Origin of the sequence: Plantimonas leprariae (assembly GCF_008802405.1) — a bacterium.
Taxonomy (GTDB): domain Bacteria; phylum Pseudomonadota; class Alphaproteobacteria; order Rhizobiales; family Rhizobiaceae; genus Plantimonas; species Plantimonas leprariae.
This window is the reverse complement of the sequence record NZ_VZDO01000016.1, coordinates 1-12,094: the sequence shown is the minus strand read 5'-3', so window position 1 is coordinate 12,094 and position 12,094 is coordinate 1. Positions and strand designations below refer to the sequence as shown.

General features: G+C 69.4%; 11 protein-coding genes and 1 pseudogene. All 12 read left to right on the top strand.

Annotation, left to right across the window (positions count from 1 at the left end; translation table 11 throughout):
- The gene (locus tag F6X38_RS17720; protein WP_202618015.1) at positions 1-855 is read left to right on the top strand and encodes an ABC transporter permease; all 855 of its coding nucleotides are present in this window, start codon (positions 1-3) and stop codon (positions 853-855) included.
- Positions 852-1,553, top strand: a complete 702-nt coding sequence (locus tag F6X38_RS17715; protein ID WP_246191414.1) for an ABC transporter ATP-binding protein — start codon at positions 852-854, stop codon at positions 1,551-1,553. The genes F6X38_RS17720 and F6X38_RS17715 overlap by 4 nt, the downstream gene beginning before the upstream one ends.
- Before the next feature lie 21 nt (positions 1,554-1,574).
- Complete coding sequence (locus F6X38_RS17710) at positions 1,575-2,606, top strand: ABC transporter substrate-binding protein (protein WP_150971986.1); 1,032 nt, start codon at positions 1,575-1,577, stop codon at positions 2,604-2,606.
- A gap of 290 nt (positions 2,607-2,896) precedes the next feature.
- Complete coding sequence (locus F6X38_RS17705; protein WP_150971984.1) at positions 2,897-3,895, top strand: LLM class flavin-dependent oxidoreductase; 999 nt, start codon at positions 2,897-2,899, stop codon at positions 3,893-3,895.
- A 17-nt stretch (positions 3,896-3,912) separates the two neighbouring features.
- Positions 3,913-5,256: an LLM class flavin-dependent oxidoreductase gene (locus F6X38_RS17700; protein ID WP_202618014.1), complete on the top strand. Its 1,344-nt coding sequence runs from the start codon at positions 3,913-3,915 to the stop codon at positions 5,254-5,256.
- Complete coding sequence (locus F6X38_RS17695) at positions 5,253-6,431, top strand: M20 aminoacylase family protein (RefSeq protein ID WP_150971980.1); 1,179 nt, start codon at positions 5,253-5,255, stop codon at positions 6,429-6,431. The genes F6X38_RS17700 and F6X38_RS17695 overlap by 4 nt, the downstream gene beginning before the upstream one ends.
- Entirely contained in the window at positions 6,424-6,984 is a 561-nt protein-coding gene (locus tag F6X38_RS17690; RefSeq protein WP_150971978.1) for a GNAT family N-acetyltransferase, read from the top strand. Before F6X38_RS17695 ends, F6X38_RS17690 begins: the two co-directional genes overlap by 8 nt.
- Positions 6,981-8,726: an amino acid ABC transporter permease/ATP-binding protein gene (locus F6X38_RS24155; RefSeq protein ID WP_150971976.1), complete on the top strand. Its 1,746-nt coding sequence runs from the start codon at positions 6,981-6,983 to the stop codon at positions 8,724-8,726. Before F6X38_RS17690 ends, F6X38_RS24155 begins: the two co-directional genes overlap by 4 nt.
- Positions 8,727-8,821: 95 nt before the next feature.
- Entirely contained in the window at positions 8,822-9,763 is a 942-nt protein-coding gene (locus F6X38_RS17680) for an ABC transporter substrate-binding protein (protein WP_425482880.1), read from the top strand.
- A 77-nt stretch (positions 9,764-9,840) separates the two neighbouring features.
- Positions 9,841-10,779, top strand: a complete 939-nt coding sequence (locus F6X38_RS17675; protein WP_150971974.1) for an ABC transporter substrate-binding protein — start codon at positions 9,841-9,843, stop codon at positions 10,777-10,779.
- A 40-nt stretch (positions 10,780-10,819) separates the two neighbouring features.
- Positions 10,820-11,839, top strand: coding sequence for an LLM class flavin-dependent oxidoreductase (locus F6X38_RS17670; protein WP_150971972.1), 1,020 nt, complete (start codon positions 10,820-10,822; stop codon positions 11,837-11,839).
- Between the two features lie 114 nt (positions 11,840-11,953).
- Positions 11,954-12,094: pseudogene (locus F6X38_RS24230) on the top strand (taurine ABC transporter substrate-binding protein); the annotation flags it as partial.

The window sequence follows — 12,094 nt, the reverse complement described above, 5'->3', positions numbered from 1 at the left end:
ATGACCTTCATCAGCTTCACCACGCCCGCCGCCTTCCTGCGGCGCGCCTCCGCCCGAAACGCGCCTCCCCCTGCGGCGTCGCGAGCGCTCCTGCCGCGAGCGCCGCTGCCGGGGCAGCGCCTCCTCGGCCCGGCTCTCGTTCTCCTTCTCTGGTACGTCGCGTCCGGGGCCGGCTGGATCTCGCCGGCGAAGATGCCCGGCCCCGACGCCGTCATCGCCTCGTTCGCCGAGATGGTCGGCAGCGGCACGCTCGCCACCGACATCGCCGCGTCGCTGCAGCGCGCCGCACTCGGCCTTTCGATCGGCATCGCTACGGGCTTCGTCCTGGCGGTGATCGCCGGGCTGACCCGGCTCGGCGACGCGCTCGTCGACGGCCTCGTGCAGGTGAAGCGCTCCATCCCGAACCTCGCGCTGATCCCGCTGTTCATCATCTGGCTCGGCATCGGCGAGGCGATGAAGATCGCGATCATCGCGCTCGGCACGATGGTACCGATCTACATCAACACCCATGCGGGCCTGCGCGGCATCGACCGGCGCTATGTCGAACTCGGCCAGACGGTCGCCCTGTCACGCGGCCGCTTTCTCCGTCACATCGTCTTTCCGGCTTCGCTGCCGGGCTTCTTCACCGGCCTCCGGCTCGCCGTCACCCATTCCTGGACCGCGCTCGTCGTGGTCGAGACGGTCAATGCGACGAGCGGCATCGGCTTCATGATCACGCAGGCCCGGATCTACGGCCAGACCGACGTCGTGCTCGTCGGGCTGGTCCTCTACGGTGTCCTCGGCTTCGGCTCGGACGCCCTCGTGCGCCTCCTCGAACGGAGGGCCCTGTCGTGGCGTCAATCGCTCGATCATTGACGGAGACGCGCCCGTCGGCGGTACGGATCGCCGGGCTTCGGCGCGGCTTCGACGGACGCGCCGTCCTCGACGGGATCGACCTTGAGATCGGTCAAGGCGAGTTCGTCGCGCTTCTCGGCCGCAGCGGTTCGGGCAAGAGCACCATCCTGCGCGCCGTGGCCGGCCTCGACGCAGATGTCGAGGGCAGGATCGACGTGCCCGAGCGCCGCTCCGTTCTATTCCAGGACTCGCGCCTCCTGCCTTGGATGCGGGTGCTCGACAACGTCATACTCGGACTGGCGGGAACCGGCATACGCGACAAGGCGCGCCACGCGTTGTCCGAAGTCGGCCTCGCCGACAAGGCGGACGCCTGGCCGAAGACGCTGTCCGGTGGCGAGCAGCAGCGCGTCGCGCTCGCCCGCTCGCTGGCCAGGGATCCCGAATTGCTCCTGGCCGACGAGCCGTTCAGCGCGCTCGACGCGCTGACGCGTCTCAAGATGCACGGCCTCCTGCAGCAGTTGCGGCGCCGGCACGCGCCGGCGGTGCTGTTCGTGACCCACGACGTGGAGGAGGCGCTGCGCCTCGCCGACCGCATCGCGATCACCGCGAACGGCCGCATCTCCTTCGACCACCCGGTCGGGAATGCACGGAGCTCGCCGGAACGTCTCGACGCGCTTCGCCGTGAAATTCTCGACCGTCTCGGCGTGCCGAGCCACTGATCAAACCGGAAAGGATTCCCGATGCTGAAACGTTCGATGGCCGGGGTGTTCGGCCTTGCGCTCGCCTTCGCAGGCTCCGCCCATGCCGAGGAGCCCAGGATATCGGTCGAGGTGCCGGCGGGCGTGAAGCTCGTCCTCGCCGACGACGCCAACAACGCCGCGAGCCTCCTGAAACTTTCCGGCGAAGGCGACAAGCTCGCCTCGGAGGTGTCGTTCGCGAACTTCTCCAGCGGGCCACTCCGGCTGGAGGCGATCCGCGCCGGCGCGGCGCAGGTCGGCGCGGTCGGCGACGTGCCGCCGATCCTGGCGCAGTTCTCCGATGCGGACGTGGTGATCGTCGGTGCCGTCATCACTTCCGGCGACTCCACGATCTTCGCGACCGCGCCGGACTCCGGCATCAAGACGCATGCCGACCTGAAGGGTAGGAAGGTGGGCATCAACGTCGGCACGTCGCAACAGGCGACCGTCCTGCGCAACCTTCGGGCCGCCGGCCTTTCGATCGCGGACATCGAGCCGGTCAATCTCGGCCTCGCCGAGTTCGCCGACGCGCTTCGCGCCAACCAGATCGACGCCGCAGTCCTGAAGCAGCCGGACCGGGCGCGCTACCTCGCCTCGGTCGCGGGCACCGACGCGAAGGAGATCCCCGACGCGCCGGGCGCCAGCTCGAACCTGAAGTTCCTTTACGCCAGCAAGACGGCGCTCGCCGACCCCGCCCAGGCGGCGGCAATCCGCGATCTCGTGGTCCACTGGTACCGCGCGCATCTCTGGAAGAACGCGAACAAGGACGTCTGGATCGCGGAATACCTTCGCAAGGACCAGCGCCTCGGTCCCGACGACGCCCGCATCGTCGCCGACAGCGACGGCTCGGCGACGCGCATACCGGCATGGCGGGAAGCGCTCGCCACGCAGCAGGACACGATCGACCTCCTGCAGGCCGCCGGTCAGTTCAAGGGTAAGGAACTGAGGGCCGAAGGAGAATTCGATCCGCGGTTCGACGGCTTGAACGACAAGTCGCCTGCTGCGAACGACGAGAAGGCGGCGAACGCGCAGTAGGTCGAAGCGGGTGGCAGCATCGACCGCCCCCCGCGCGCCGATACGAGCTGGCGGAGCGACCGAAGGGCAATCCAAGATTGCGGTCTGAGCGAGACGTTTATTTCTCCTGCCGCCCGAGACCGGCCATCGCGTCCTTTGCGAGCTATCAGTCTATGAAATTAATATACCGATAGCTCGTGGGGACGCATCGAGTTGGGCCTTGCGTCACCGATGCGAGACCGTCTCCCGATGGTTCGCGACGCGGACATGGGAACCTTCGCCCGGCGAGGCTGCGACAGGAAACGACGACGATGTCCTACCGGCTGAGCCTTTTAGACAAGAGTCCGATCGCGGAAGGAGCGAGTGCCGCCGAAGCGCTGGCTAGTACCGTCGAGGCAGCCGAAGCCGCCGACCGGCTCGGCTACCACCGCTACTGGATCGCGGAGCACCACGGCAATCCGAACCTCGCCAGTTCCGCGCCTGAAGTCGTGGTCGCCCACATCCTGGCCCGGACGCGCCGCATCCGCGTCGGCACGGGCGGCGTCATGCTGCAGCACTACGCGCCCTACAAGGTCGCGGAAGTGTTCCGCGTCCTCGCGGCGCTCAGCCCCGGCCGCGTCGACCTCGGCATCGGCAAGGCGCCGGGCGGGCTGCCCTTCTCCACCCTCGCCCTCAAGGACGGCCGGGACGGCGGGCCGCCCGATTTCGAGCGGCAGCTTGCCGACCTCGACGCGTTCCTCGGCGTCGGCGTCCCATCCGATCATCGTCTCGCCGGCGCCCTCGCCTTTCCCGAACCGCGGCAAGCGCCGGAGCGCATCCTGCTCGGCGCGGGCGTCGCCAGCGCCGAGCTCGCGGCCCGCCAGGGCTGGCTGTTCTGCCATGCCGGCCACCTCAACGGCGACCCCGCCGAGGCCGAGCGCTCGTTCGCGGCCTACGAGGCGATCGCCGGCCGCAATCCGCTCCTCGCCGTGTTCGCGCTTGTAGCCGAAACGGGTCACTCGGCGCGTCGGCAGGTCGAGAATATCAGGATCTTCAAGGCGCACCTGCCGGGCGGGCGGGCGGTGAACCTGCCTTCGCTGGAAGCGGTGGACGAGTTTGCGCGGCAGGCCGGCGTCCGGCCCGAACGCGTCGAGGAGAACCGCCCGGAGATCGTCGCGGGCACCCCGGGGGAGGTTCACGCCGCGCTCGCCGCGATCCAGCGTCGCCTCGGGGTCGAGGAGTTCGTGATCGACACGCCGGTGGCCGACTTCGCCGCCCGTCTCGCCTCGATCGAGCTTCTTGCCGGCCAAGTCCGGCCGCTCGCGGCCTGAGACGAAGGAGAATTGCCATGACGGCCAAGCGCGTCATCCTCGGCCTGATGCTCCACGGCGCCGGCGGCAACATGAACTCGTGGCGGCACCCGTCCGGCCCGGCCGACGCCAGCGTCAACCTCGGCTTCTACGTCGACCAGGCGCGCCGTGCGGAGAGCGCGGGCTTCGGCTTCGTCTTCGTCGCCGACGGTCTCTACATCAACGAGAAGTCGATCCCGCACTTCCTCAACCGCTTCGAGCCGCTGACGATCCTCTCGGCGCTCGCGACGACCACTTCGCGCATCGGCCTCGCCGGCACCGTCTCGACCTCCTACAGCGACCCGTTCACGATCGCCCGCCAGTTCGCCTCGCTCGACCTGATCTCAGGGGGCCGCGCCGGCTGGAACGTCGTGACGACGCCGCTGGAGGGCTCGGGACGGAACTACGGCCGGCCGCATCCTGATCATGCGCTCCGCTACGAGATCGCCGACGAATACCTCGAAGTGACGCAGGGGCTCTGGGACTCGTGGGACGACGACGCCTTCCCGCGCGACCGCGAGAGCGGCACCTTCTTCGAACGGGACAAGCTGCACCGGCTCGACCACAAGGGGCGCTTCTTCCAGGTCGAGGGACCGCTGAACATCCAGCGCTCGGCACAGGGGCAGCCGGTGATCTTCCAGGCCGGCTCGTCCGAGGACGGGGTGAAGCTGGCGGGCAAATACGCCGACGCGGTGTTCACCCATTCGCCGTCGCTGGAGGAAACGCGGGCGTTCCGCAATCAAGTCAGAGCCAGCGCGGTCGCGCACGGCCGCACCTCGGACGAGGTGAAGGTGCTGCCGGGCATCCACCCGATCGTCGGCGGGACGCGCGAGGAAGCCGAGCGCAAGTACGAGATCGTCCGCGACCTCGTCTCCTTGCCCGACGCCCTCGCCTATCTCGGCCGCTTCTTCGATCATCACGACTTCGCGCAGTACGATCCCGACGCCCCCTTCCCCGAACTCGGAACGATCGGCGAGAACAGCTTCCGCTCCACCACTGACCGGATCAAGCGTGAGGCGCGAGACAAGGGTCTCACCTTGGGCGAGGCAGCGCGCGAGGCGGCGACACCGCGCCCGAACTTCCTCGGCTCCGGCGAGGAGGTGGCCGAAACCATCGTCCGGTGGGTGGAGGAAGGCGCGGCGGACGGCTTCATCGTCGGCTTCCCGGTCTCGGCCGAGGGGCTGGAGGACTTCGAGCGCCACGTCGTCCCGGCGCTGGAAGCGCGCGGCGTCTACGACCGTGCCCTGGCCGAGCCGACGCTGCGCGGCAATCTCGGCCTGTCGCGCAAGGCGAGCCGCCATCGCTCGCCGGCCGAAGCGGCGGCGCCGCGCGTGTCGGCATGAGCGCTCGCACTTCCCCGGCCGAGGCGATCTCCGCTAATGCCGGCGAGTTCGTCGCCTTGCGCCACGATCTCCACCGGTACCCGGAGCTCGCCTTCCAGGAGGAGCGCACCTCCGACAAGGTGGCCGGGCTGCTGGCGAGCTGGGGCTACGAGGTCTCGCGCGGTATCGGCGGCACGGGACTGGTCGGCACGCTCCGGCGCGGCCATGGCAAACGCTCGCTCGGCATCCGCGCCGACATGGACGCGCTGCCGATCGCCGAAGAAACCGGCCTGCCCCACGCCAGCGCCACCGCCGGCGCGATGCACGCCTGTGGCCACGATGGGCACACCTCGATCCTCCTCGCCGCCGCGCGGTATCTGGCCGAGGAGGGCCGCTTCTCCGGCACGCTGAACCTCATCTTCCAGCCGGCCGAGGAGATCGGGCAAGGCGCGCGGCGGATGATCGACGACGGCCTGTTCGAGCGCTTTCCCTGCGATGCGGTGTTCGGGCTCCACAACTGGCCGGGTGTTTCGGCCGGTCGCTTCGGCTTCGTTGCCGGCCCGGCGATGGCGTCCGTCGACTGGGCGCGCATCCGGGTGCGCGGGCGCGGCGGGCATGGCGCCGAGCCGCATGCCGCGGTCGATCCGGTGGTGGTGGCGGCCCATGTCGTGACAAGCCTCCAGACCATCGTCTCGCGCAACGCCGCGCCGCTCGATCTGGCGGTGGTGACGGTCGGCTCGATCCACGGCGGCGCGGCCGCCAACGTCATTCCCGACGCGGTCGAAATGCTGCTGACGACGCGAGCCTTCCGGCCGGAGATCCGCACGCTCCTGGAAAGACGGGTGAAGACGATCGCGACGCTCCAGGCCGAAAGCCTCGGCGCGAGCGCCGAGATCGAATGGAAGCACGGCTTTCCGAGCGTCACGAACCACGAGGCCGAGACCCGGTTCGCCCGGAACGTCGCCCTCGAAGCCTTCGGGGAACCGGGCATCGTGCCCGATTTCGCGCCCCGCACCGCGAGCGAGGACTTCGCCTTCATGCTCGAGGCGCGGCCGGGCAGCTACCTCTTCGTCGGCAACGGCGACAGCGCCCCGCTCCACAGCTCCCGCTACGACTTCAACGACGCCGTCATCGAACCGGCCGCCGTCTACTGGGCGACGCTGACGGAAACCTTCCTGGAGGCATCGGATGCCTGACGTCATCCTGGCGACGACCCCGCTCGATCCGCTGGCCCGGCCGCTGATCGACGACCTGATCCGCGAATACGACCACCGCTACGGGAACTTCTTCAATGCCGCCGGCGCGGCGGAGGAGCTGAACCGCTATCCGCCGGAAGCCTTCGCCCCGCCGGACGGCAACTTCCTGCTCGTCCTGCGCGACGGACAGACGATCGCGGGCGGCGCCTTCAAGCGCTTCGACGAGCGCACGGCGGAAGTGAAGCGCATGTGGACGCGCCGCGACCTGCGCCGCCAGGGACTTGCCGCCGCCGTGCTCGCGGAACTCGAAGCCCAGGCCCTTCGCCAAGGCTACGACCGCTTCTACCTCACCACCGGCTTCCGCCAGCCGGAAGCCGTCCGGCTCTACCTGTCGCTCGGCTACACGGCGCTGTTCGACGTCGCCGCCGATCCGGAAACCTATCGCCACCTGCCGTTCGAGAAGGAGCTGCGGCACCCCGCACCTCGAGCGGCGAGCGCGGTCGCTCTACCCCTGCAGCAGACCGCGACACCTCCGGAGGCGGCCGCCCGATGAGCCTTTCCGCACCCTTCGCCGACCGCTTCGGCGGCTCGGCCGCGACAGGCGAGCCAGCCGGGCGCCCGCGGCTCCGCATCGTGCCCGCCCGCCATCCCTGGCGCACCGTCGGCACCGTCGCGGCGCTTCTGGTCGTCGTCGCCTGCATCCAGTCGACACTGACCAATCCGCGCTGGGGTTGGGACGTCTTCGCGCAATGGTTCTTTGCCGAGCCGATCCTCGTGGGCCTCGGCCGCACGCTGCTTCTCACCGCGCTCGGAACCGCGCTCGGCTTCGCCTGCGGAACGCTTCTGGCGCTGGCGCGCGTCTCGGGGCCGCCGGTCGTCTCCGCAGTGGCCTTCGCCTACGTCTGGCTCTTCCGCTCGATCCCACTGATCGTGCTGCTCCTGATCCTCAACAACCTCGGCTACCTCTACGAGACGGTGCGCCTCGGCGTGCCCTATACCGACATCACCTTCGCGTCCTGGTCGACGACGCAGCTCGTCACGCCCTTCGCCGCCGCGATCATCGGATTGACCCTAAACCAGGCCGCCTATTCGGCCGAAATCATCCGCGGCGGCATCCTGTCGGTCGACCAAGGGCAGACCGAAGCCGCCTCCGCCCTCGGCCTGCCGCGCACGCATCAGGCGCGGCGCATCGTCCTGCCGCAGGCGATGCGCTCGATCCTGCCGGCCGCCTTCAACGAGATCATCGGCCTCGCGAAGGGCACCTCGCAGGTTTACATCATCGCGCTGCCCGAGCTGTTCTACACGGTGCAGGTGATCTACCGGCGCAACCTCGAGGTGATCCCGCTCCTGATGGTCGCGACCGTCTGGTACCTGGTGATCCTCACCGTCCTGTCGCTGGTCCAGCGATCCGTCGAGCGGCACTACGCCCGCGGCGCCCTGCGCAACCCACCGCCGTCGGTCTTCTCCAAGCTCTTCGGCGCCCGAGCCGCAAACGAGCGGAGCCTCGCGCCGCTCCGGGTCGACCCGTCCTCGGCGGGTGCGGCGGTCGAGATCCGCAACGTCTCGAAGCGGTTCGGCGAGCTCGCCGTGCTGAAGGACGTATCGTTGTCCCTGCCGCCCGGCAGCGTCACCGCGATCCTCGGGCCGTCGGGCTCCGGCAAGTCGACGCTGCTCCGCACGATCAACCACCTGGAGCGCGTCGACGCGGGTCTCGTCGCCGTCGACGGCGAGCTGATCGGCTACCGCCGCGACGGCGACACGCTCTACGAGCTGCAGGAACGGGATATCCTGAAGCGCCGCGCCGACGTTGGCATGGTGTTCCAGAGCTTCAACCTGTTCCCGCACATGACGGCGTTGGAGAACGTCGCGGAAGCGCCGGTCGCCACGGGCCGATCGAGCCGGGCGGAAGCGCAGGCGTTCGGCCGCGAGCTCCTCGCCCGCGTCGGTCTCTCTGACAAGGCCGGCAGCTATCCGCGCCAGCTGTCCGGCGGCCAGCAGCAGCGCGTCGCGATCGCGAGGGCCTTGGCGCTGCGGCCGAAGGTGCTCCTGTTCGACGAGCCGACTTCGGCGCTCGACCCGGAGCTCGTCGGCGAGGTGCTCGACGTGATCCGCGAGCTCGCCCGCACCGGCACGACGCTGGTCGTGGTGACGCACGAGATCGGCTTCGCCCGCCAGGTCGCCGACCGCGTGGTGTTCATGGAAGCCGGCGAGGTGCTGGAATCCGGTTCGCCTGCCGAGGTCCTCGGCGTGCCGAAGCACCCGCGCACGGGCGCCTTCCTCGCCAAGGTGCTCTGAACGCCGACAGGCGCGCCGCCGCAAGATCCGTTCGGGCCCTTCAGTGGTCCGGACGGTCGCATGCCCATCCCGGAACGAACCCAAGGAGACACGCCGTGCCTTCATTCTCTCCGCGCGCCCTGTCGGCGGCCTTCGCACTGAGCCTGACGCTCGGACTTGCGGCCGGCGCCCGCGCCGACGACCTCAAGGTCGACCTCAGCCCCGAGCAGCCGGACCGGATCCGGGCCGAGCCCGTCCAGGCGGCGATCGACCTCCTGCCGAAGGCGTACCAGTTCGTGACGCCGGGGACGTTCACCGTCGCCACGAACCCCGGCAACCTGCCCTTCTCCGTCTACGCCACCGACACCGAAACGCCCGTTGGCGGCGAGCCCGACCTCGCCCAGCTCGTCGCCGACAGCCTCGGCCTGAAGCTGAAGGTCGTCGGCGTCGCCTGGGCCGACTGGCCGCTCGGCGTCACCTCCGGCAAATACGACGCCGTCGTCAGCAACGTCACGGTGACGGAAGCGCGCAAGGAGAAGTTCGACTTCTCCACCTACCGCGCCGACCTCCTCGGCTTCTACGTCGCGACGGACAGCGAGATCGGAAAGATCGAGAAGCCGGAGGACGTCGCCGGCCTGAAGATCGCCGTTTCCTCCGGCACGAACCAGGAGGAGATCCTCATCCGCTGGTCGAAGGCGAACGAGGCAAAGGGCCTGAAGTCCGCCGACATCTCCTACTACGACGACGAGGCGGTGCAGGATCTGGCGCTCGAGTCCGGCCGCATCGACGCCTATCTCGGGCCGAACTCCACCTCCGCCTTCAAGGCGGCCCGCAGCGGCAAGACGCGCCTCGTCGGCACATTCTCCGGCGGCTGGCCGCAAACCGCGGAGATCGCCGTCACCACGAAGAAGGGCGCCGGCCTCGCCGACGCGATCACCGCCGCGATCAACGCCCAGATCGCCAACGGCAACTACGCCAAGGTGCTGGCGCGCTGGAACCTGTCGGCCGAGGCCGTGAAGGAGTCCCGCACCAACCCGGCCGGCCTGCCGAAGAGCTGACGGCCGGCAACGCGCCGCGCCGGTTCCTCTCCCGGCGCGGCGCCCCTCGCCATCGCAGTGTTCGGAGCACCAGTCGGATGCGTTTCAGACCCTTCACCCGTCTCGCCGGCGCTGGCCTCGCCCTTCTCGTTCTCGCGAACGGTCCGGCCGCGGCGCAGTCCGACTTCGACCTTTCGCCGGAGCAGCCGGGGCGCCCCCACCACGAGCGGGTCGCGGCGGCCGTGGACGCGGTTCCCGAAGGCTTCGCCTTCGTGCGGCCCGGGTACCTGACAGTCGCCGTGAACCCCTCCGGTGGTCCGCCGATCGCGACCTACGCGACCGATGCCGCGACGGTCATCGGCGCCGATCCCGACTACGCCTCGCTCGTCGCGGACAGCCTCGGCCTGAAGCTCGACCTCGTCCCCGTCGCCTGGGCCGACTGGCCGCTCGGCCTGACCTCCGGCAAGTACGACGCGGTGATCTCCAACGTTGGAGTGACGGAGGAGCGCAAGCTGAAGTTCGACTTCTCCTCCTATCGGCAGGGCCTGCACGGCATATTCGCGAGAAAGGGATCCGGCATCGGCCGCATCGCCGAACCGAAGGACATCGCCGGCCTCCGGATCATCGTCGGCGCCGGCACCAACCAGGAGCACATCCTCCTCGAATGGGACCGGCGGAACCTCGCGGCCGGGCTGAAGCCGGCGGAGCTGCAGTATTTCGACAACGAGGCGACGGGCCTCGTCGCGCTCCGGTCCGGCCGGGCGGACGCGATCGTCCAGCCGAACGGGCAACTCATCTTCATCGCGGCGCGCGACGGCAACATCGAGCGGCTCGGAACGCTCAGCGCCGGCTGGCCGGAGCGCTCCGACGTCGCCATCGCGACGCGCAAGGGGTCCGGCCTCGCGGACGCCCTGACCGCCGCCACCAACGCGCTGATCAAGGACGGTTCGCTGCAGCGCGCCCTCGACCGCTGGCAGCTCGGCGAGGAGATCCTGCCACGCTCGCAGACCAATCCACCGGGGCTTCCGAAGTTTTGAGCGCGGGCGCGCCCCGGCTTCCTTGATTTCCGGAGGCGCGATGCCCCTGTCCCACATCGAGCATCTCGCCTTTCTCGTTCCGGGCAACTACGACGACGAGGACCCGCGGCGCGGCCTCGCGGACACGCTCGAGCTGATCGAGCTCGGCGAGAGGCTCGGCTACGACAGCGCCTGGGTGCGCCAACGGCATCTGGAACGCGGCATCTCCTCGGCCGCGACGTTCCTCGCGGCGGCGACGCAGCGCACCCGGCGCATCCAGCTCGGCACCGCGGTGATCCAGCTCGGCTACGAGAACCCGTTCCGCCTCGCCGAGGACCTGTCGACCGTCGACGTACTATCCGGCGGCCGGCTGCATGTCGGAGTGTCGGTCGGGCCGCCGCCGTTCGCGGACCTGATCGCCGAGTTCGTCGATCCGAGCCCGGAAGCGGACTATGGACACGGGCGGGCGGAACGACTGGCATCGGCCCTCGCGGGTGCGCCGCTATCGCTCGATGCCGCGAGCGGCAACGCGGCAGGACGCCAAGTCCCGCGCCTGCGGCCGCACGCGACGGGGCTGACGGATCGCCTCTGGTACGGCGGCGGCTCCCTTGGCTCGGCCGCCTGGGCGGGGCGGGCCGGCTTCAACCTCCTCACCGGCAACATCGTCGCCGGCGAGGCGACGAGCGACTTCTTCACTGCTCAGACGAATCTGATCCGTTGTTTCCGTCAGGCGTGGGCAGGCCGGCGACCGGCGCGCGTCGCGCTCGGCCGCGTGATCCTCCCGACGCAGGGCGCGTCCGAAGCGAAACGCCGGCTGTACCGCGACTTCGCGGCATCGCGCTACGAGCGGACGCTTGCGCCGCAGGGGCCGCGCCGCACGTTGTTCTTTGCCGACATCGTCGGCACGGGCGAGGAAATCCTCGCGACGCTGGCGCGTGATCCGGTTCTACCGCTGGTCTCGGAATTTCGCTTCGAACTACCATACGAATTCGAGGCGGATGATTACGCCCAGATCCTTCGCGACGCCGTCGACATCGCCGCGCTGGCCAGCAAACCGTTCCACGCAACATCTACAAAATAGGTAGATTTACCTCGGTTCGCTCAATGACCTCGATCATCCTCTTGCCGTGAGCGGCGCGCCGACCGCCCGAACAGGGCGGGCGCCGACGATGGAATTTCGAGAGGGGTTCGGGGAATGCGACGGACGAAGACACTATTCGCGGCGCTCGCGGGCACGGTCGCCCTCGTCATGTCGCTCGGCGCCCAGGCGGCCGACAAGCATGTGACGGTCGCCTACCAGACCGACGCGCTGCCCTCGTCGGTGGCGATCAGCAAC

Bases quoted from the DNA above. Each gene is read 5' to 3' on its own strand.
- F6X38_RS17670 (WP_150971972.1), top strand. From the start codon at position 10,820: ATGCCCCTGTCCCACATCGAGCATCTCGCCTTTCTCGTTCCGGGCAAC.
- F6X38_RS17710 (WP_150971986.1), top strand. From the start codon at position 1,575: ATGCTGAAACGTTCGATGGCCGGGGTGTTCGGCCTTGCGCTCGCCTTC.
- F6X38_RS17690 (WP_150971978.1), top strand. From the start codon at position 6,424: ATGCCTGACGTCATCCTGGCGACGACCCCGCTCGATCCGCTGGCCCGG.
- F6X38_RS17720 (WP_202618015.1), top strand. From the start codon at position 1: ATGACCTTCATCAGCTTCACCACGCCCGCCGCCTTCCTGCGGCGCGCC.
- F6X38_RS17675 (WP_150971974.1), top strand. From the start codon at position 9,841: ATGCGTTTCAGACCCTTCACCCGTCTCGCCGGCGCTGGCCTCGCCCTT.
- F6X38_RS17705 (WP_150971984.1), top strand. From the start codon at position 2,897: ATGTCCTACCGGCTGAGCCTTTTAGACAAGAGTCCGATCGCGGAAGGA.
- F6X38_RS24155 (WP_150971976.1), top strand. From the start codon at position 6,981: ATGAGCCTTTCCGCACCCTTCGCCGACCGCTTCGGCGGCTCGGCCGCG.
- F6X38_RS17700 (WP_202618014.1), top strand. From the start codon at position 3,913: ATGACGGCCAAGCGCGTCATCCTCGGCCTGATGCTCCACGGCGCCGGC.
- F6X38_RS17695 (WP_150971980.1), top strand. From the start codon at position 5,253: ATGAGCGCTCGCACTTCCCCGGCCGAGGCGATCTCCGCTAATGCCGGC.